The organism is Haloplanus sp. C73 (assembly GCF_051195115.1).
Classification (GTDB): domain Archaea; phylum Halobacteriota; class Halobacteria; order Halobacteriales; family Haloferacaceae; genus Haloplanus.
Genome location: NZ_JBNTJZ010000005.1, coordinates 118,892 through 138,863, shown reverse-complemented (window position 1 = coordinate 138,863; position 19,972 = coordinate 118,892). Strand labels below are relative to the sequence as shown.

The 19,972-nt window shown below is 67.8% G+C and carries 18 protein-coding genes; 10 read left to right on the top strand and 8 right to left on the bottom strand.

From position 1 onward, the window contains the following. Positions 1 to 20: 20 nt before the first annotated feature. Complete coding sequence (locus tag ACQUSQ_RS10575) at positions 21 to 1,160, bottom strand: LeuA family protein (protein ID WP_435068968.1); 1,140 nt, start codon at positions 1,158 to 1,160, stop codon at positions 21 to 23. Next, entirely contained in the window at positions 1,160 to 2,437 is a 1,278-nt protein-coding gene (locus ACQUSQ_RS10570) for a CaiB/BaiF CoA transferase family protein (protein ID WP_435068966.1), read from the bottom strand. Before ACQUSQ_RS10570 ends, ACQUSQ_RS10575 begins: the two co-directional genes overlap by 1 nt. A 101-nt stretch (positions 2,438 to 2,538) precedes the next feature. Between ACQUSQ_RS10570 and ACQUSQ_RS10565 the strand changes: the two genes are divergently transcribed. Continuing rightward, positions 2,539 to 3,723: a lycopene cyclase domain-containing protein gene (locus ACQUSQ_RS10565; RefSeq protein WP_435068965.1), complete on the top strand. Its 1,185-nt coding sequence runs from the start codon at positions 2,539 to 2,541 to the stop codon at positions 3,721 to 3,723. 7 nt (positions 3,724 to 3,730) lie between these two features. On the opposite strand, the gene ilvD is transcribed toward ACQUSQ_RS10565, so the two are convergent. Beyond that, a complete protein-coding gene (gene ilvD / locus ACQUSQ_RS10560; RefSeq protein WP_435068963.1) occupies positions 3,731 to 5,485 on the bottom strand; it encodes a dihydroxy-acid dehydratase in 1,755 nt (584 codons plus the stop codon). A 66-nt stretch (positions 5,486 to 5,551) separates the two neighbouring features. Further along, positions 5,552 to 6,061: a MogA/MoaB family molybdenum cofactor biosynthesis protein gene (locus ACQUSQ_RS10555; protein ID WP_435068961.1), complete on the bottom strand. Its 510-nt coding sequence runs from the start codon at positions 6,059 to 6,061 to the stop codon at positions 5,552 to 5,554. A gap of 88 nt (positions 6,062 to 6,149) precedes the next feature. On the opposite strand from ACQUSQ_RS10555, the gene ACQUSQ_RS10550 reads away from it, so the two are divergent. From ACQUSQ_RS10550 to ACQUSQ_RS10530, 5 genes are all read left to right on the top strand, one after another. Beyond that, entirely contained in the window at positions 6,150 to 6,371 is a 222-nt protein-coding gene (locus ACQUSQ_RS10550) for a hypothetical protein (protein WP_435068960.1), read from the top strand. 74 nt (positions 6,372 to 6,445) lie between these two features. Continuing rightward, entirely contained in the window at positions 6,446 to 6,796 is a 351-nt protein-coding gene (locus ACQUSQ_RS10545; protein WP_435068958.1) for a DUF5802 family protein, read from the top strand. A gap of 39 nt (positions 6,797 to 6,835) precedes the next feature. Beyond that, the gene (locus tag ACQUSQ_RS10540; RefSeq protein ID WP_435068957.1) at positions 6,836 to 7,720 is read left to right on the top strand and encodes a Vms1/Ankzf1 family peptidyl-tRNA hydrolase; all 885 of its coding nucleotides are present in this window, start codon (positions 6,836 to 6,838) and stop codon (positions 7,718 to 7,720) included. 51 nt (positions 7,721 to 7,771) lie between these two features. Continuing rightward, entirely contained in the window at positions 7,772 to 8,197 is a 426-nt protein-coding gene (locus ACQUSQ_RS10535; protein WP_435068955.1) for a GIY-YIG nuclease family protein, read from the top strand. Between the two features lie 216 nt (positions 8,198 to 8,413). Further along, positions 8,414 to 9,169, top strand: coding sequence for a helix-turn-helix transcriptional regulator (locus ACQUSQ_RS10530; RefSeq protein WP_435068953.1), 756 nt, complete (start codon positions 8,414 to 8,416; stop codon positions 9,167 to 9,169). Here the strand turns inward: ACQUSQ_RS10530 and ACQUSQ_RS10525 are convergent. Next, a complete protein-coding gene (locus tag ACQUSQ_RS10525; RefSeq protein ID WP_435068951.1) occupies positions 9,166 to 12,180 on the bottom strand; it encodes an FAD-binding and (Fe-S)-binding domain-containing protein in 3,015 nt (1,004 codons plus the stop codon). The two genes, ACQUSQ_RS10530 and ACQUSQ_RS10525, sit on opposite strands and share 4 nt — an antisense overlap. A 260-nt stretch (positions 12,181 to 12,440) precedes the next feature. Here ACQUSQ_RS10525 and ACQUSQ_RS10520 point away from each other — a divergent pair, with 260 nt between their 5' ends. The 3 genes from ACQUSQ_RS10520 (at position 12,441) to ACQUSQ_RS10510 (ending at position 16,958) form a co-directional block, all read left to right on the top strand. Next, a complete protein-coding gene (locus tag ACQUSQ_RS10520) occupies positions 12,441 to 14,171 on the top strand; it encodes an L-lactate permease (protein ID WP_435068949.1) in 1,731 nt (576 codons plus the stop codon). 95 nt (positions 14,172 to 14,266) lie between these two features. Then, positions 14,267 to 14,773 carry an LUD domain-containing protein gene (locus ACQUSQ_RS10515; protein ID WP_435068947.1) on the top strand — a complete coding sequence of 169 codons (507 nt, stop codon included), beginning with the start codon at positions 14,267 to 14,269 and terminating at the stop codon, positions 14,771 to 14,773. Then, positions 14,766 to 16,958, top strand: coding sequence for an LUD domain-containing protein (locus tag ACQUSQ_RS10510; protein ID WP_435068945.1), 2,193 nt, complete (start codon positions 14,766 to 14,768; stop codon positions 16,956 to 16,958). Before ACQUSQ_RS10515 ends, ACQUSQ_RS10510 begins: the two co-directional genes overlap by 8 nt. Before the next feature lie 3 nt (positions 16,959 to 16,961). Here the strand turns inward: ACQUSQ_RS10510 and ACQUSQ_RS10505 are convergent, their stop codons facing one another. Both ACQUSQ_RS10505 and ACQUSQ_RS10500 read right to left on the bottom strand, forming a co-directional pair. Next, positions 16,962 to 17,249, bottom strand: a complete 288-nt coding sequence (locus tag ACQUSQ_RS10505) for a DUF7344 domain-containing protein (RefSeq protein ID WP_435068943.1) — start codon at positions 17,247 to 17,249, stop codon at positions 16,962 to 16,964. Between the two features lie 66 nt (positions 17,250 to 17,315). After that, complete coding sequence (locus ACQUSQ_RS10500) at positions 17,316 to 18,101, bottom strand: helix-turn-helix transcriptional regulator (protein WP_435068940.1); 786 nt, start codon at positions 18,099 to 18,101, stop codon at positions 17,316 to 17,318. Between the two features lie 120 nt (positions 18,102 to 18,221). On the opposite strand from ACQUSQ_RS10500, the gene ACQUSQ_RS10495 reads away from it, so the two are divergent. Next, entirely contained in the window at positions 18,222 to 18,512 is a 291-nt protein-coding gene (locus ACQUSQ_RS10495) for a PRC-barrel domain-containing protein (protein WP_435068938.1), read from the top strand. On the opposite strand, the gene ACQUSQ_RS10490 is transcribed toward ACQUSQ_RS10495, so the two are convergent. Continuing rightward, positions 18,509 to 19,972, bottom strand: coding sequence for a DHH family phosphoesterase (locus tag ACQUSQ_RS10490; protein WP_435068936.1), 1,464 nt, complete (start codon positions 19,970 to 19,972; stop codon positions 18,509 to 18,511). The two genes, ACQUSQ_RS10495 and ACQUSQ_RS10490, sit on opposite strands and share 4 nt — an antisense overlap.

Here is a 19,972-nt window from a genome sequence, read left to right as displayed (position 1 = left end):
ACCCGCGCTCACACGGCGCGTCAGTTCCCTCGTTCGAACGTCTCCCTGACTAGCGCCGTCGCCGCATCGGCGTCCAGCGGCCCCGCCTCGGCCAGCCGGTCGAGCAGGGTCGCCACCCGCTCGTCGGTCACCTCGACTCCCGCCGCCTCCAGCAGTGCGCGCGCACTCCCTCGTCCGCTCCCAGCGCCGAACACCAGCCGTCGCTCCCCGCCGAACGTCGCGGGGTCGAACGGCTCGAACGTCCCCGGGTCGTCAAGCATCGCGGCGGTGTGGATGCCCGACTCGTGCGTCGTCACCGCCTCGCCGAGGACGGGCGTCCGCGGCTCGACCGACTCGCCGAGTGCGTCGAGCACCGACCGACAGGCGGGGACCAGTTCCGAGCGGTCGACGGCCGCGGCGCAGTCGCCACCCGACTCGCCGCCCGCGTGTCGCGCCTCGCCGTCGACGGCGTCCGCGACGACGACCCGCTCCAGCGCCGCGTTGCCCGCGCGCTCGCCCAGCGACGCGACGCTCACGTCCGCCGTCGTCGCGCCCGCGTTCACCGCCGCCAGCGTGTTCGCCACCGCGACGCCCAAATCGTCGTGGAAGTGGACGCCCACCCGGTCACCGTCGACCCGGTCACACAGGTCCGAGACGACGGTTCGGACGGGGTCGGGCGTCCGCGCCCCCACCGTGTCCGCGACGGTTATCGTCGCCACCGCGGGAAACGCCGCGAACGCCTCGACCAGCCGGTCCGTCGGCGTTCGGAACCCGTCGACGAGCGTGAGATGCGCCGTCGCGCCGCCGTCGCGCGCCCGGTCCAGCGCCTCGCCCGCCATCGACAGCGCCGTCTCCCACGACTCGCCGAGGACGTGGGTCAACTGTCGCTCCGAGGTGGGGACGATGACCTCGACGACGTCCGCGTCGGCGTCGAGGGCGGCGTCGACATCGCCGGTCGTGGCGCGAGCGAGTCCCACCACGTCGGCGTCGACGCCCCCACTCAGCCGCCGAATCGCCTCGCGGTCCGTCTCGCCGACGACCGGGAACCCCGCTTGAATCGCGTCGACGCCGAGTCGGTCGAGCGCGCGTCCCGCCTCGATACGCGCGTCGACGCCGTACTCCCGGCCGGGCATCTGCGCACCCTCCCGAATCGTCACGTCGCGGAGGGAGACGCCAGCCATCAGATGACACCCTCCTCGCGGAGGCGGTCGTACGCCTCCTCGTCGAGGCCGAGTTCGTCGCGGAACACCTCGCCGTTGTGCTGGCCGTGGCGCGGCCCGGCGTGGTCGACGGCCCCCGGCGTCCGACTGAATCGCGGCACCGGCGCCGCCGTCTTCAGGCTTCCAAGCTCCGGGTCATCGACTTCGACGATGTCGTTCCGGGCCGCGTACTGCTCGTCTTCGAAGATGTCGGCCATGTCGTAGACGGGGCCGACGATGGCGTCTGCCGCCTCCATCGCCTCGATGGCCGCCTCGGTGGTTCGCTCGCGCGTCCACGCTTCGATTATCTCGTCCAGCGCGTCCGCGTTGTCGACTCGGCGCTCGTTGTCGGCGAAGCGAGCGTCGTCGACGATGTCCGGCCGGCCGATGGCGTCGGCGACGTTCTCGAAGATGGACTGAGCCGACGCCGAGAGCGTCATGTAACCGTCTTTCGTCTCGTAGACGTTCCGCGGGGCCGCGCTCTCGTGGTGGTTGCCGATGCGCTCCCGAACCTCGCCCAGTCGGTCGTAAGCCTCTACCTCCGAGAGAAAGAGCCGAAAGAGGGGTTCGTAGAGGCTCATGTCGATTACCTGTCCCTCGCCGCTTCCCCCTCCGCGGCCGACGTCTCGCTCGAAGATGGCGAACATGACGCCCTGCACGGCGAAGTTCGCCGCCGTCAGGTCGGCGAGACTGATTGGCGGCAGGAGCGGCTTGCTGTCCGGAAAGCCGTTGACGTGCGCCCAGTTCGTGATGCCTTCCGCGACGGTGCCGAAGCCCGGTTTATCCGACTTGGGGCCGGTCTGGCCGTAGCCCGACTGCCGGACGACGATGAGTCCCGGATTCTCCGCGTGCAGGTCGTCGGGGCCGAGCCCCCACTTCTCCATCGTCCCCGGCCGGAAGTTCTCGAAGAGGACGTCGGCGTCGGCGATTAAATCGAGGAGGAGCGCGCTCCCCTCGGCCGTGCTCAGGTCGAGGGTCACACAGCGTTTGTTCCGGCCGATGGACTTCCACCAGAGCGACACGTCTCGGTCGTCCGAGGAACGTGATTCCTCGTCCGTTTCCGAGGAGCGTGGCTCCTCGCGCTCGTCGTAGGGCGGCCACTCGCGGAGCGGGTCGCCCCCCTCGGGGTGTTCCACCTTGATGACGTCGGCGCCGAAGTCGGCGAGTTGCGTCGTGGCGAAGCCGCCGGCAATCATGCCCGAGCAGTCGACCACCCGCAGGCCGTCGAGCGGGCCCTGATGGTCGCGTGCGGTCGTCATGCGAGTCGGATTCCCGCCCGCCACCTTAAGCGACACGCTCCACCCAACCGCCGCTCGTCGCGGCCGGCAGTATATGTGGGTGTGGTGCGTACACACGACTCATGGCCATCGCCCGGCACGGCTCCGGCGTCCGCGCCTCGGTCGGCGCCGTCGCGTCCCAGATTCATCCGGTGTTCATGCTCCCGCCACTGGCCGCGTCCGGGTTCGGCGCCGTCCTCGCCGGCTTCGGCGCGCCCCGCCTTGCCCTCCTCCACGTCGCCGTCGCCTTCTGTGCGCTCTACACCGCCCACGTCAAGGACGGCCTCGTCGACTTCCACCACCGCGGCGAGGACGACGACCACCCGCTCACCCGCCGGGGCTGTCACCTCGCGCTCGCCGGGTCGACGGCGCTGTTTTTCGTCGGCGTCGCCGCTCTCGCTCTCCGCGTCGACGCCGTCGCCGCGATACTCGCGCTCCCGGGCTGGGTCGTCGCCGTCCTCCACGCCCCCCACCTCGACACCAACCCGTTCGGCGCGACGCTCGGCTACCCAGTCGGCATCGGCTTCGCCCTGCTGGGCGGCTACTACGTCCAGTCGCGGACGCTCTCGACGACCGCTCTCGCCTTCGCCGCCGTCTTCGTCGTCGTCCTCGCGGGCATCAAAGTCGTCGACGACACGACCGACTACGACTACGACCGCTCGGTCGACAAGCGAACCGTCGCGGTGGTCGTCGGCCGCCACCGGGCGCGCGTCGTCGCCGGGACGCTGATGACCGCCGGAATGGTCGCCGTCGTCGCCCTCTCCGTGACGGGTGTCCTCCCCCGCGGCTCGGCGTTCGCGACGCTCCCGTTCCTCACCGTCGCCGTCGTCGCCCGCCGGGCCGACGCCGAACTCGCGACGATGCTTCTCGTCCGCGCCTCCTACCTCTTTTTCGCGCTCTTGGTCGTCGTCGCGTGGCTCCGGCCGCTCGCCGGCGTCGCCGTCCCCGACATCACCGTCCTCGGTCCCTACACCTACCTCGCGACCGAACTACTCTGGGGGGCCGCCGCCCTCGGACTGGTGGTTCGCGCGGGCGCGCTCCGGGCCGCCGCGCGGACCGCCGCCGTCCTCTATCCCTTTGCCTACGTCTGGGACTGGTACACGCTGTCGGTCGGCGTCTTCGCCATCCCGATGCGAACCGGCATCGACCTGCTTGGCATCCCGCTGGAGGAACACCTGTTCATGCTCGTCGTCCCGACGATGGTCGTCGGCGTCCACGAGACGCTTCGGGAACTGGACGATAGCGACTCCACGGAAGAAAACGCGTAGCGCCGAGTCAGTCCTGTTTCGCCGCGGGATTCGTCACTGCGCCGTTTTCCGCCGAGTCGAACATCTGACCGTACTTCGCCAGCACGCCCGAGGTGTAGTTCGGCTCGACGTCGTGATTTTCGAGACGCGCTTCGAGTTCCTCGTCGGTGAGGTTCACCGAGAGTTCGAGCGTGTCGATGTCGATGGTGACCACGTCGCCGTCTTCGAGTGCGGCGATGGGGCCGCCGACGAACGCCTCGGGGGCGACGTGGCCGATGGAGAAGCCGCGGGTCGCGCCCGAGAACCGCCCGTCGGTAAAGAGCGCCACGTCCTCGGCGTGGCCCTGTCCGGCGACAGCCGAAGTGACGCCGAGCATCTCCCGCATACCCGGACCGCCGCGCGGCCCCTCGTTCCGGATGCAGATGACGTCGCCCGATTCGACGTGGCCCTCTTGGACGTACTCCATCGCGTTTTTCTCCTCCTCGAACACCTGCACCGGCCCCTCGTGGTGGAGGTGGTCCTCGCCGGTGATTTTGATGACCGCGCCGCCGGGGGCGAGGTTGCCGGTGAGGATGCGGATGGCGCCGCGCTCGTGAATCGGGTCGTCGACCGTGTGGAGGAAGTCGGCGTCCACGTCCTCGATTGCCGGCGGGTCGTAGCGCTCGATGGCCTCGGCCATCGTCTCGCCCGTCACGGTCAGGGCGTCGCCGTGGAGCAGGTCGGCGTCGAGCAGTTCCCGCAGGACGACGGGCACGCCGCCCACCTCGTGCAGGTCGTTCATCACCCGTTCGCCGCCGGGCTGGAGGTTGGCTATTTTGGGCGTCCGGGCGCTGATGCGGTTGAAGTCCTCGATATCGAGGTCGACGCCTGCCTCCGCGGCCATCGCGAGCAGGTGCAGGACGGCGTTGGTCGAGCCGCCAACCGCAACCTGTAGCGCGATGGCGTTCTCGAAGGATTCGATAGAGAGGAAATCGGAGGGGGTGCGCCCCGCCTCGACCACGTCGAGGATGACCTCGCCCGCCCCGCGTGCCACGTCGTAGCGCGCCTCGTCCTCCGCGGGCGGCGAGGCGGAGCCGAGCGGCGCGAAGCCGATGGCCTCGCTAATCGACGCCATCGTGTTCGCGGTGAACATCCCGCCACACGACCCCGCGCCGGGGCAGGCGTTTCGCTCCAGCGTGTCGAGTTCGTCGTCGGACATGTCGCCGTCGGCGACGGCGCCGACGCCCTCGAAGACGTTCTGGATGGTGACCTCGCGCCCGTCGTGTTCGCCGGGCATAATCGACCCGCCGTAGAGGAAGACGGAGGGCAGGTCGGTCCGAATCGCGGCCATCATCATGCCGGGCATGTTCTTGTCACAGCCGCCGATGGTGACCAGTGCGTCCATGCGCTCGCCGAACGAGACGAGTTCGACCGAATCCGCGATGACCTCTCGGGAGATGAGCGACGATTTCATCCCCTCGGTTCCCATCGAGATAGCGTCGGAGATGGTGATGGTGCCGAACTCGATGGGCATCCCGCCGGCTTCGTCGATACCCTCGATGGCCGCGCTGGCGACGTCGTCGAGGTGGACGTTACACGGCGTGATGTCGGCGGCGGGGTTGGGGACGCCGACCATGGGCGATTCCAAGTCGTCGTCGTCGAACCCCATCGCACGGAACATCGACCGGTGTGGCGCCCGGTCGCGCCCCTCCGTCACTTCGCGGCTCCGGAGACTCGGGTCCTTGTTCCCCGCGTAGGGCTCGTCGGACTCGGTCTCCGACCGCTCTGGTTCCTGCTGACTCATGTGCCGACCCTACTCGCTCCGGGTGTTAAAACCCTGCCGGCGACGGCCAGAGCGCGGGACTGTGCCTCACTCCTCGCGTGTCGCCAGCCCCGACAGGTGGCCCGCCTCCGGAACGATGACCTCCTCCGCGCCGAGCGTCGCCGCGTTCTCGCTCCCGGGCAGGCAGAACACGGGCGTCCCCTCCACGATGCCGGCGACGGCCCGCGTTCCGACCACTTTCGTCCCGATTTCGTCGTACGAGAGCCGGCGGAACAGTTCGCCGAACCCGGGCAGGGTCTTCGCGAACAGCGATTCCGCGGCCTCGACGGTCACGTCGTCCGGCGTCACGCCCGTCCCGCCGGTGCTTACGACCACGTCGACGCCGTCGGCGAGCGTCTGGAGCGTCGACCGCACCTCGTCGTAGTCGTCCGAAACCAGTTCCCGCGCCGCCACGTCGTGGCCCTCTGCTTCGAAGGCGGCGGCGATGGCGTCGCCTGCGGGGTCGTCGTCGAGCGTTCGCGACGACGAGACGGTGACGATGCCCGCTTCGAGCGTCTCGACGTCGTGATGGTGGTGGCCGTGGTCGTGGTCACTCATACCTCCAAGTTCGAGACTCGGCCACTAAACGGTGGGCGGTCCGACTCCATGCACAGCGTTTTGTCCGTCGCCGCCGTCGATGACAGGTATGTCCACGGCACCGGACGACGAAGGCCTCGGCCGCGCGGGCTGGGTGCTGGTCGCCGCCGTCGTCGTCGCCGTCCTCGTCGTCCCCGGGCTGATTTATCTCTGGCCCGCCGGTGGCCGCGTCCTCGGCGCCTCCTACCGCTCCGCGATGCTCGTCCTCCCGATGTTCCCCGCGGTGTTGCTCGGCCTCGTCGCCGTCTGGGCCATGCGCGACCGACGCTGAGCCGACTTGCGCTTCGACATAAAGCCTGCCGACAAGACTTATACCGTGTGACACGGTACCACACACCGAATAGCATGTTCGAAGAGTTCTCCTCGGGCTACTACCTCGGTCGACTGTACGTCGAACCCCACGACGGCGACCATGCCGTCATCCAGCAGACGGACCACGAACGGATGAACCGACGGCTCTACACCGACGGCGAGGGGGTCGAGCGCCTCGACGCGCCCCTCGTGATGAAACTCGACGGGCGACACTTCCCGGTCGTCGGGCGCGAGGGCGTCCCCTCCGGCACGCTCGCACTCCCGCCGAGCGTCACGGACACGACGCTCCCCGACCGCTGTGAGGTGTTTCTCGCCAAACCCGACCGCGCGGCGGAACTCCTTCGGTACGTGGGCTACGAGCAGGGTCACGCCGAGGCCGTCTGACGCCGCAGGGTAGAAGGCACCCGCGCTCGTCGTGGGCGTATGCTCGATTCGTTGCTCGGGCGCGCCGAACTCAAGGCGCGCATCGAGGAACTCGAAGAGGAAAAGCGCCACCTCGAACGCCGCCTCGACGCCGAGAGCGAGCGCCGGTCGGAAGCCGTCACGGAGCGACAAGAGGCCGAAGAGCGGGTCAACCGCCTCGAAGACCGCATCGCCGACCTCGAAGGCCGGGTGGCCGAGGAGCGCGACGGCAGCGACCTCACCCCTCGCGGCACCGAGTCGATTCGGGGCGACCGACTCGACGACGTCCTCTCGCGACTCCGGAGCGTCGAGACCAGTCCGGAGGGAGCGCTGACCGCGATGGTGACCGACGACGTGCCCGACGCCGTCGCCTCGCTTCTCGGCGACCGGTCGTCGCTCGTCGCCGACGCCGCCCCGTGTCTGGTCTGTGTCGACGACGCCAAACTCGTGAGCGTCGCCCTCGACCCGCCGCTGGCCCCCGATTCCTTCGTCGAGTGGGCGGACGGCTTCCGCGTCGACGAGGACTGGTTTCACCCGCCGGACGGCCTCTCCGTGGCCTTGGTGCGCTCCGACCGCTTCGCCATCGGCGTCGTCGACGACGGCGACCTGACCGACGTGGAGACGGTGGAGACGGACGTCAAGGCCACGCACTCGAAGGGCGGGTTCTCGCAGTCGCGGTTCGAGCGCCGGCGCGACGAGCAGATAACCGCCCATCTGGACGACTGCCGGGACGTGGTCGACCGCCGCGACCCCGACCGACTCGTCCTCCTCGGCGAGCGCACCGTCCTCGACGACTTGGACTGGCCGACCGTCGCCCGCGCCGCCGTCGACGCGAGCGGCCCGCCCCGCGAGGCACTGGTCGACGCCCTCGACTCGTTTTTCACGACCCGACTCACGCTGCTGTGAGGGCGCCGCACTCACGACACCGTTTTGCGTGATTGGCGTCGACACCGGGATATGACGGCATCGACCGGCGGGACGTACACGCTCGTCCTCGCGCTGGCGTGCCCGGCCAGCATCGAGGTGGGTGCGCTCGGCATCCACGAGTTCGAAGCGGGCGCCTACGCCTACACGGGGAGTGCGCTCGGGAGCGGCGGGTTCGCTCGCGTCGACCGCCACCGCCGGGTGGCCGCGGGCGAACACGACGTCTCTCACTGGCACGTCGACTACCTCACCGGCCACCCGGCCGTCGAACTGGTCGACGTCGTCACGTCTCCCGGGGCCGACGTCGAGTGTGCCGTCGCCGCGCGCCTCCCCGACGGCCCGGTCGCTGGCTTCGGCGCCTCGGCCTGTGACTGTCGCTCGCATCTCGCGGGCGGGTCGAGCGTCGACCGACTCCGCGAGCGAGTCACGTCGGCACACCGAGCGGTCACGGAGGAGTAGTCGCGTCGACCGGGGCTGTCCGACGGTATGGGTCCGGGCGAATCCACGACCGTCGGACGCCAACGGGCGGCGGGCCGGGCAACCCGCCGCGACCGAGTGTCAGAGGCACCCCGGCGCTGTTACAGACAGTCGTCGATACCTTCATGATTCCCGCTGCTGAAGTCGTCAGGAAGTGAAGGCTCACATATATCTGTTTCGGAACCTGTCGGTTATGGTATGACTGACGCCACACCGACGGCAGTCGTCGAGCGCCGCGTCGACGCGCTCCGAACGCTCGTCTCGGCTCCAGCCTCGACGACAGACGTAGCCACTCGGCTCGACGTGTCGCGCTCGACGGCGGACCGCGCGCTCCGCGAACTGGCGACGGTCGGGTTCGTGACGGCCGACGACGACGGCTATCGCCCGACGGTCGCGGGACGCGCCGCGCTTGACGCTTACGACCGGTACACACGGCAGGTCGAGGGCGCCGCCGACGCGGCCGCCCTGTTCGACGGCGTCAGTCTCGGGTTCGACGTCGACCCTGCCGTCTTCGACGGCGCCCGCGTCGTCGAGGCGCGGCCGCACGCGCCGAACCGACCCGTCGAGTGCCTCGCCGCCCTCGTCGCCGACGCCACGCACGCCTCGGTGTACGCGGGCCGAGCGCCCGCCGTTCGTGTCTGCAACGACCGGCTCCGCGACGGGATGACGGGCACCGTCATCGTCTCCGAGCGCGCGCTGGACCGGAAGCGCGCGTCCGACGCCGGGGACTGGCGAGCGACGGGACTCGAACGCGCGGCGATTCGGCGCACCGACCGTGACGACCCCGTCGCGCTCGTACTGGCAGAGACTGACGACGGGCCGGAGATGGGACTGGTCGTCTTCTCTGACGAGATGCCGCGGGGGTTCGTCGGCGCCGACGACCCCGCGCCGACGCGGTGGGCGCGCGCCCTTCACGAGCGCGTCTGGGCCGAAGCGACGCCGCTCGACGGTTAGTCGAGGGCGCTCGCGAGCGCCTCGACGGGCGTCGGGGGCTTTTCGTCGTACTCGTCGCCGAGTTGGGTTCGACAGGAGGCGCCGGGGGCGACGAGTCGGTCGCCGTCGCTCTCGTCTACCTGCCCGAAGAGCACGTCGCCGATGGCCTGACTCATCGAGTAGTGTTCGGCCTCGTAGCCGAAGGAGCCGGCCATCCCACAGCAGCCGGAGTCGAGGGGGTCGACCCCGTAGCCGGCGCGGCGCAACACGCCGACTGCGTGGTGGTCCTTCCGGGTCGATTTCTGGTGGCAGTGACCGTGATACGTCAGCGTCTCGGCCGGGGCGTCGGTCGCGAGCGCCTCGTCCAGCCGGAAGGTGTCCAGATACTCCATGACGCCGTAGGTGTTTGCCGCCACCGCGTCGACGTCGTCGCCGTCGAGCAAGTCGCGGTAGTCCGACTGCAGCATGACCGCGTCGGACGGTTCGACGACGACCACGTCCCACCCGTCGTCGACACGCGGCGCGAGGGCGTCGACGTTCGTCCGCGCTTGCTCGCGGGCTTGGTCGAGAAAGCCCTTCGAGAACGGGGGGCGGCCGCTCCCGGTGACGTCGTCCGGAATCCCGACGTGGACGTTCGCGGCTTCGAGGACGCGGACCGCGGCCTTCCCCGCGTCCGGGGCGTTGTAGGTGGTGTAGGTGTCGGGAAAGAGCAGGACGCGGTGGTCGGCTTCCGCGGCGCTCACCTGCGCGCCGCCCCGGCTCTCGAACCAGTCGACGAGCGACTCGCGGTGGAACTCGGGGAGCGAGCGCTCGCTCGCGATGCCCACCGTCTTCTCCATGACGGTGCGGGCACCGGGCACCTTCGCCAGCCAGTTCGAGAGGGGAGCGAGCGCCGACCCGACGGCGTTCAGCGCGTCGATGTTCGCGAACAGGCGGTCACGGAGGCTGGAGCCGTGACGCTGGTGGTGTTCGTGCGTGACCTCCGCTTTCAGTTTCGCGAGGTCGACTTCGCTCGGACAGTCTTTCGAACAGCCCTTGCAGCCGATACAGAGGTCGAGCACCTCGTGCATGAACTCCACGTCGGCGGCCTCTTGGTCCAAGTCGCCGCTCATCGCCTGCCTGAGCAGGTTCGCCCGGCCGCGGGTGGCGGTGATTTCCTCCTGACTCGCGCGGTACGTTGGACACATGACGCCGCCGGTGGTCTCCTGCGGGCCGCGACAGCCCCCACAGCCGTGACAGAGTTCGACCATGCCCTGCATGCCGTTCTCGTTGTCCCACTCGAGGACGGAGTCGAACCCGGCGTCGAACTCGTAGTCGGGGTCGAACCGGAGATTCTCCGTCATGTCCATGTCCCCGCAGATGTTCCCCGGATTCAGGAGCCAGTCGGGGTCGACTGCGGTCTTGAGGTCGCGAAACGCCTGCCAGAGGCGGTCGCCGTACAGTTTCCGGTTCCACTGGGTGCGCGCCCGGCCGTCGCCGTGTTCGCCCGAGACGGAGCCGTCGTATTTCACCACGAGGTCCGTCGCGGCGTCGGCGATGGACTCCATCTGCTCGATGCCCTCGACCGTCTTCGTGTTGATGAGCGGGCGGATGTGGAGGACGCCCGGCCCGGCGTGGGCGTAGTAACTCGCGAAGGTGTCGTGGTCCTCGAGTATCTCCTGAAAGTCCGCGACGTAGTCGGGGAGGTTCTCGGCGGGAATCGCGGTGTCCTCGATGAACGCGATGTGTTTCGCGTCGCTGGTGCGCCCGAGGAGGATGGGCAGGCCCGCCTTCCGCATCTTCCAGAACTTCTCGCGCGTCTCGGCGTCGTGGGCCTCCATCGCCGCCCGGGCGCGCGGTGGCGCGTCTGTTCGGTCGGCGGCGTCGGCGCTCGGGTCGGCCTCGGCGTCGTCGCCGGGCACCCGGTCGGCGATGAGGTCCGCCACCTTCTGTCGGCCCGCCTCGTCGCTGTCGGCGTAGAACTCCACGAGCAGGACCGAGTCGGTGTTCTCGGGTAGCATGCCGACGACGTCCGCGAACTCGGACGTATCTCGGGCGAGGTCGAGCAAGACGTCGTCCATCACCTCGACGGCGGCGGGGTCGTGTTCGAGGATGGGCGCCACGTCCGACATCGCATCCAGCAGGTCGTCGTAGGTCAGGAGACCGATGGCCTTCGTCTCGGGCACGGGTTCGAGCGAGACGGTCGCCGCCGTGATGACGGCGAGCGTTCCCTCGCTGCCCGCGAGGAGGCGCGCGAGGTTGACCGACCCCGTCTCCGCCTCGTCGACGAGGCGGTCCAGATTGTAGCCCGAGACGTTACGCTTCAGGTCGGGGTACTGCTCGCGCACCTCGTCGGCCTCCTCCTCGACGATGCGGTTCACCTCGGCGTAGAAGCGGGCTTCGAGGTCGCCGTCCGGGTCGGCGCGGGCGCGGAGGTCGGACAGGCTCACCTCGCCGAACGTCGTCACCGTCCCGTCGGCGAGGACGACTTCCACCTCCTCGACGTAGGCGTCGGTCTTGCCGTATTTCAGGGAGTGCGAGCCAGTGGAGTTGTTGCCGATGGCGCCGCCGAGGACGCTCTTGTCGCCCCACGCGGGGTCGGGGGCGAACTTCAGCCCGTGGGGCGCGAGTTCGCGGTTGAGGTCGCCGAGTTTCACGCCCGGTTGGGCGCGAGCGCGCCGGGCGTCGGGGTCCATCTCCAGCACGTCGGTCATCTCCTTCGAGAAGTCGAGGACGACCGCCTCGTTGACCGTCTGCCCGGCGAGGCTGGTGCCGCCGCCGCGGGGAAGCACGGGAATCTCTCGCTCGGCGCAGTATTCGATGACGGCGGCGACGTCCGCCGTCGACGTCGGGATGACGACGCCGATTGGCGTCATCTCGTAGGCGCTCGCGTCCGTGGCGTACAGTTGCCGAGAGTAGTCGTCGAACCGCACGTCGCCGTCGATGAGTTGAGCGAGGTCGTCGACCATCCCCGGTCGGTCGACGTCGTCGCTCTGATAGTCGTAATCGCCCGCCTGCGCGGGTTCGTCGGCGGAGTCGCCTCTCGTTGCCATTGGCGCCCCGTTAGTGTATAACCGCTTAAAATGCCGGTTCTCGCTCTCGGATGTGAGTCGAGAGAGACACGATTCCTCGACGCAAATGTTTCGCTCACAATATAATATAAACATCATCGATTGTTTGGTATAAAAACTGACATCACGAATTCCATGATGATTTATAAGGTATGAGTAAGACGGCGTGAGTGAACTATGCGCACACTAGTTCGGACTGCTGTCGGGCCATCGACAGCACAGACGTTCGGGGTGGCTTACCAATGGTAACGACAGTCGAAACTGCCCTCGCGGCCTTGCCGCTGCTTCTCGCCGGCATACTGCTGGTCGGGTTCCTCTGGCCTGCGACGCGAGCGATGCCGATTGCGTGGGTCTCCGCGCTCGCCGTCGGCTATGTCGCGTGGGATATGCCCACGGACTGGCTGGCGGCCGCATCGATATCCGGCGTCATGACCGCCGTCGAGATTCTCTGGATTGTCTTCGGGGCGCTACTGCTCCTGTACACGCTCATGGAGGCTGGCGCCTTCTCCCGAATCAACCGCGGCTTTGCAGCGGTCAGCGACGACCGCCGGGTGCAAATCGTCCTGATTGGCTTCTTCCTCGCGACGTTCATCGAGGGGGCGGCCGGGTTCGGGACGCCCGCGGCAGTCGTCGCACCGCTGATGCTGGGACTCGGCTTCCCGGCGCTGGCGGCCGTCATCGCAGCAATCATCGGCCACATCATCGCCGTCACGTATGGGGCGGTCGGGACGCCAATCGTCGTCGGTATTCGCGACCCGCTGTCCACAGCTGGCTTCGGTGAAGCGATTCAGGCTGGCGGGTTCACCGTCACCGAGTACTCGAATCAGGTCGCCGCGTGGGCCGCGACGTATCACGCGCTGGTCGGATTCGTGATGCCGCTGTTCGCCGTCGGGATGGTCGTCTACTTCTTCGGCGGCGAAGACCGCTCGCTGAAGCCGGCGTGGGAAGTCGCGCCGCTCTGCCTGTTCGCAGGCATCAGCTTCGCCGTTCCCTACTGGCTCTCTGCGTGGTTCATCACCGCCGAGTTCCCGAGCCTCATCGGCTCCATGGTCGGTGGCGCTATCGTGGTGAGCACGCTCCGAGCCGGCTACCTCCTGCCCGACTCTCACTGGGACTTCCCGCCCCGTGAGGAGTGGCCCGACCACTGGGTCGGAACCATCGAACCCGGTCAGGGTGCTAGCGCCGCTAAAGACGCCGTCACGGACGGCGGCGTCGCGGATAACTCCGAGATGTCGCTCCTGAAGGCGTGGTCGCCGTACGTGATTCTCGTCGTGCTGCTCGTGGTCACGCGCGCCGTTGGTCCCATCTCGTCGTTCATCAACAGTTCGTGGTTCGTCCTCTCGTGGAGCGGTATCCTCGGGACGTCACTCGGTGGCAGTATCGCGTGGATGAACGTGCCGGGCTTCTGGCTCATCATTAGCGCCATCCTCGCCATCCCCATCTTCGGGATGTCGGGCGACGAAGTCTCCGCCGCGTGGGCCGAGACGGCACGGAAAATCGTCTCGCCGTTCATCGCGCTGATTTTCGTCATCGCGATGGTGCAGGTGATGCTCAACTCCGGAGCCCACCCCGGTGCACCCGAGGCCGGCAGCATGATTGTCGTTCTCGCGACTCTCACCGCCGACTTCCTCGGTCCGGTCTATCCGTTCTTCGCCGCGCTCATCGGTGCGCTCGGCGCTGCGATGGCCGGCTCCAACACCGTCTCGAACATCACCTTCGGTGGCTTCCAGTTCGAAGCCGCCCAGCAACTCGGTCTCCCGACGCAGATTATCGTCGGTGCACAGGCCGTCGGTGGTGCAATCGGTAACTTGGTCGCCGTCCACAACGTCGTCGCCGCCGTGGCGACCGTCGGCCTCGTCGGTGAAGAGGGACGGGTGATGCGGTACAACCTCATCCCGCTCGCCTACTACGCAACGGGCGTCGGCATCCTCGCGATGCTGTTCAGTTACGTCCTGTTCTCGGGGCTGTTCTAACCGGCCCCCTGCGGTTCCGTCTCGACTCGTTCTTTTTTTGACGCCGACGCGCTCGGACCGAAGGTACAAAGCCGTCGCACTGCTTCGGGTCGCGTATGGCAACGACGACCACGACACTCTCGACGTTCGAGGAGTCGCTCTCGGCGCTCGGCGTCGACCTCACGCGAACGACGGTCGACGACTTCGCGGACACGCTCGACGACATCGTCCGTGACCCCGCCGTCGGCGTCGCGCTCCCCTTCGACGTCGAGTACCCCGACAGCGTCACGGTCGACCCGACGCCCGCCGCGCTGGAGCGGGCGACGACCGGCGTCACCCCCGCCACCTACGGCGTCGCCAACTACGGCAGCGTCATCCTCCCCTCCACCGACTCCGGCGCCGAACCCGTCAGCCTCTACCCCGAACTCCACGTACCCGTCGTCCACGCGGACGACGTCCTGCCGGACCTGCCCACGGCGCTCGACCACTTCGGCGACGCCGCCCGCGACGACGATGCGAGCGTCGTCGTCGGCACCGGCCCCAGCGCCACCGCCGACATGGGTGACCTCGTCCTCGGTGCGCACGGCCCGAAGGCGGTCCACGTGGTGATGCTCGATGAGTAAGGGCGACCGAGCCGCCGAAATCCGGCGGCTCATGGCGACCGAAGGCCCCGCTATCGAAGAAAACACCAAAGGGTTCAACCGGAAGCGACAGGAGGCCGTCGCGGGCCTCGAGAACTACGAGGAACTCCGGACCCGCGCCCGCGAAATCAAGGAAGACGCCATCGACCGCCTCCCGGAACTCATCGACGAGTTGCGCGAGACCGTCGAGGCAAACGGCGGCACCCTCTACATCGCCGACGACGCCGAAGACGCCAACCGCTACATCCGCGACGTGGCCGCGTCGAAAGACGCCGAGCGCGTCGTCAAGAGCAAGTCGATGACGACGGAGGAACTCGACGTCAACGACGCCCTCGAAGCGGACGGCGTCGACGTCGTCGAGACGGACCTCGGGGAGTGGGTGGTCCAACTCGCCGACGAATCCCCCTCCCATCTCATCGCCCCCGCCATCCACCGCTCCCGGGAGAGCATCGCCGAACTGTTCGAGACGGTGTTCGACCCCGCCGACCCGCCGGAGACGGCGAGCGAACTCACCATGTTCGCCCGCGAGAAACTGGGCGAGCGCATTCGCGACGCCGACATCGGCATGACCGGCGCCAACTTCATCACCGCCGACTCCGGGACGCTCGCACTCGTCACCAGCGAGGGCAACGCCCGGAAATGCGCGGTCACGCCCGACACCCACGTCGCCGTCGCCGGCGTCGAGAAAATCGTCCCCTCGACGGACGACCTCTCGCCGTTCCTCGAACTGCTCGCGCGCTCCGGCACGGGACAGGACCTCACCGCCTACGTCTCGATGCTCACCCCGCCCGTCGACTCGCCCACACTCGATTTCGACGACGACGAGACGCCACTGTCGGAGCGGGACTCGGACCGCGAGTTCCACCTCGTCCTCGTCGACAACGGCCGGATGGCGATGCGCGAGGACGACCAACTCCGCGAGACGCTCTACTGCATCCGGTGTGGGCAGTGTTCGAACTCCTGTGCCAACTTCCAGCACGTCGGCGGCCACGGCTTCGGCGGCGAAACCTACTCCGGCGGCATCGGCACTGGCTGGGAGGCGGGCATCGAAGGCCTCGACACCGCCGCCGAGTTCAACGACCTCTGTACCGGTTGCTCGCGGTGTGTGAACGGCTGTCCCACCAAAATAGACATCCCGTGGATAAACACGGTCGTCCGCGACCGAATCAACCGCGGCGAGGAACCCGAGGGGGCGGACTTCCTCGTGGAGGGGCTGACCCCCGACGAGGAGCCCGGCGGACTCGACCTGAGCAAGCGCCTGTTCGGCAACTTCGAGACGCTCGCCAAACTCGGGAGCGCAACGGCGCCCGTCTCCAACTGGGTCGCCGACGCCGCGCCCGCCCGGTGGGCGCTCGAACGCGTCGCGGGCGTCGACGCCCGTCGTGACCTCCCCGAGTTCCAGCGCGAAACGCTCGTCGACTGGGCCGAGAACCGCGTCTCGACCGTCTCCGACCCGACCCGCGAGGTGGTCCTCTATCCCGACGTCTACACCAACCACGTGCAGGTCGAACGCGGGAAGGCGGCGGTCCGAACGCTCGAAGCCCTCGGCGTCTCGGTCCGGGTTCCGTCGGTTCGGTCCAGTGGTCGTGCCCCGCTCTCGCAGGGGATGATAGCCACCGCCGAGGACCACGCCCACGACGTCTACGGGAGTCTGGCCGAACACCTCGACGCCGGGCGCGACGTGGTGGTCATCGAACCCTCCGACATCGCCATGTTCGAGTCCGAGTACGAGCGGTTCCTCCCGGAATCGTCGGCCGAGCGCCTCCGCGACAACGCCTACGAGATTATGGAGTACGTCTACGGCCTGTTGGAGAACGGCGCCGACGCCGACACGCTCCGTGGCGGGTCGGGTCGCGAAATCGCGTATCACGCCCACTGCCAGCAGCGCACCCTCGGCCTCGAAGCCCACACCGTCGCGGTGCTCGAAGACCTCGGCTACGACGTCGTCACCTCCGACGTGGAGTGCTGTGGGATGGCCGGCTCCTTCGGCTACAAAGACACCTACTACGAACTGAGCATGGACGTGGGCGACGACCTCGCCGAGCAGTTCTCGGAGCCCGAAACCCGCGACCGAACGGTCGTCGCCAGCGGCACCTCGTGTCTGGAACAACTCGACGCCCTGCTCTCCCGCCCCGCGACCCACCCCATCCAACTCGTCGAGCCCTAGCCGTCACCTGCCGTCGACGACGCGCAAGGCGTCCTCGACCAACTCGTTCGGCCGGTATCGGATTCGCTCGCGTTCTGGGTCGTAGTCGACGATTTCTGCCTCCTTCAGTATCGGCAGTATCGTGTGCGTGAGCGGTATCGCCGCCGACTGTGCATCCTCGCTGGCGAGGGCGTCGGTCACCTCTCGGTAGGACGCGACCCCGTCAGCCTCGTTCATCAGATACCGGACGACCAGCCGCCGTCGTCTGTCGGCGAGCGCGCGGAAAACCTCGTCCGTCGGCCGTGTCTGCATATAATCGAGCGTTCGGCCGATGGCTACAAATTGTCATCCCGTAACGCGACGACAACCCCTGTCGTGTTACTCCGGCGACTTCAGCGTCGCCTCGGCGCGGAACCGTTCGTACACCGCCGTAACCGCCTCGTGTAGGTCCGGGTCGTCCGACACCGCAAGCGCGTACGGCTGGCCGTCTTTGGAGACGCCGATGGCCGCCGTTTCGTCCATGACGCCCGCGAAAAACGACAGCTCTGACGGGTGGATGTAGATGTCGACGGCGTTCGATTCGACCGTCGTCGCGTGGCCGTCGCGGTAGTCGAGATTGTCTTCGGCCGCGTCGCTCGCCTGTCGCGAGATGACCGTCTCGACGTCTACGTCCTCCCCCGCTCGAACTCGTTCTGCCAGTTGGTCGATGCTCTCTTTCTGGACGCCGGGGGCAACCTCCCGGATTCGCGTCGCCTCCGCGCGGAGCGTAAGCACCCGGTCGAGGATACTGAACGGGTCCACGTCCGAGGCGACGAGTAGGTCGGCGCCCGCCAGACTCTCGACTGGGATGTCCGCCAGCGCCGGTGGTGCGTGCCGGAGCAACTCCCGGAACTCGACCGCCGTCTCCGTCGACGCGGTGACCCGGTCCAGCTGGGTTGCGAGGTGGTCGCCGAACGGCGTGAGCCGGACGCCCTCGCCGGTCTCTCGTAGATAGCCCCGCTCTTCGAGCGAGTTCACGACGCGAATGACCGTTCTGCGCGAGGCGTCGATGCGTGACTCCAGTTCTCGCGTCTCGATGGGCGCGCTCTCGTAGATGACCGCGAGTGCCGCCGCTCGATTCTCGGACTGCGTGACGAACCGAAGCTCCGCGATGGCGCTCCCCATGTCCGTGACTGCCGGAGCTAGCACTTAAATCGGCCCCTGCGATACCCCCGTGGTGAGTCTCGGCGGCGCGCCGCGACCCTTCCGCGAACTATTAAGACCCGCGGCGAACAGGTGGTTCGTATGGACGGTACGCCACAGGAGATAACGACGCTGGTCGGGCGTGAGGTGTATTCGAACAACGGGGTTTTCGTCGGCGAAGTCGAAGACGTTCGCCTCGACTTGAGCCAGCAGACGGTCACGGGGCTGGCGCTCGGTGAACTGAGTCAGGAGCTGTTTGCCGGGCGCATCGAGTCCGGGAAGGGTGTGATGATTCCGTACCGATGGGTGCGTGCCGTCGGTGACGTCATCCTCATCAACGACGTGGTCGAGCGACTCGAAGAGGACGGTGAGGACGAAGAAGTAATCGCCTAACTCCCGTTTCCGGATTCGGCCGTGGTGCTTTCCACGCCCATCGCGTCGAACAACTTTTTCCGCACTGCTTCCTCGGCCAGCGAGAGGAGCGTGTCGCGATTGTCCTCGCTCGCCTCGATACCCGTGAACAGGCCGAGCGGAATCTCGACGCTCCCCTGCGTCGAGTGGCCGCCCGCCTCGCCGATGGTGCCGTAGGCGTCTTCGAGGACTTTCCCGATGTTGATACGGATGTCCTTCGAGCGCGCGGCGAGATAGATGGTGTCGTCGGCGATGCCGAACACCGCCGTCGTCGTGATGCCTTCGAGGTTGAGGAGGTGTTGGGCGGCCTGTGCCAGCGCGTCGCGGTCACGGATGAACCCCGCGTTCGAGACGAGATGGCTCCCCTGCACCTGCCGGTTCTGGATGGCCTCCGCGAGGACGTCGAGTGTCTCCGGGGACATCGACGGCGACTCCACCTGCTCCAGCGTGTCGTGGTTGGCGAAGGGGTAGAGATACGCCGCCGCCGTCAGGTCCGCGGGCGTCGTATCGCGCTTGAAGTCCAAGGTTTCGGCTCGAATCCCGTACAGGAGCGCTGTCGCCACCGCTTCGTCCGGCGAGAGGTCGAACTCCTGAATGTACTTCGTGAGGATGGTCGACGTCGAGGAGACGTTGGGGCGGACGTCCATGAAGTCGGCGTCGTACTCGGACTCCGGCTCGTAGTGGTCGATGAAGACGTCGACGCCGGTTTCGAGGCCGATATCCCCCGATTTCATGTGGTCGACGAGCGCGACGAGGGCGTAGTCGTCGAGCGATTCGATGTCCGTCAGTGGCAGGAGTTCGATACCCAACAGGTTCACGAAGGCCCGGTTCTCCTGATGCCCGATATCGCCGTGATAGAGGATATCGGCGTCGACGTCGTGGGCCTCGGCGATGGCCTGCAACGCCACCGCGCTGGCGATGGAGTCGGGGTCCGGGTTGTCGTGAGTGAGGATGGCCAGCGTTCCGTCGCCGGCGGTGCGAAGCAGTTCGGCGAGTTGCTGGGCCTTGTATTCGAGTTCACCCGTCTCCAGCGCCCGGAGCGCGGATTCGGCGATGACCTGCGAGGGGTTGATGACGACGTCTGCGCCCGCTTCGGTGAGTTCGTCCTCCGAGACGGGGTCGGACGCGCGCACGATGATGAACTGCTCACCGCCGCGCTCTCGAATCGTCGACACCGCCGCCTTGTTCGCCTCGACGTCCGACGCGAGGATGAGAAGCACCTCGCGGTCGGCGACCATGTCGGCCACTTCGTCGTCGCGGATGTCGACCTGACGCGCGTCGAGGTCCTGGTCGCGCAGCGCTTCGACGCGGCTCTCGTCCCGGTCGAGAATCAGCACGTTCTTGCCCTCGTCCGCGAGGTCCTCGGCGACCGCGTGCCCGACGCTCCCGCACCCGAGAATCGCGTACGACGACATCGTCGAGACAGTAGCCGCGTTACTCAT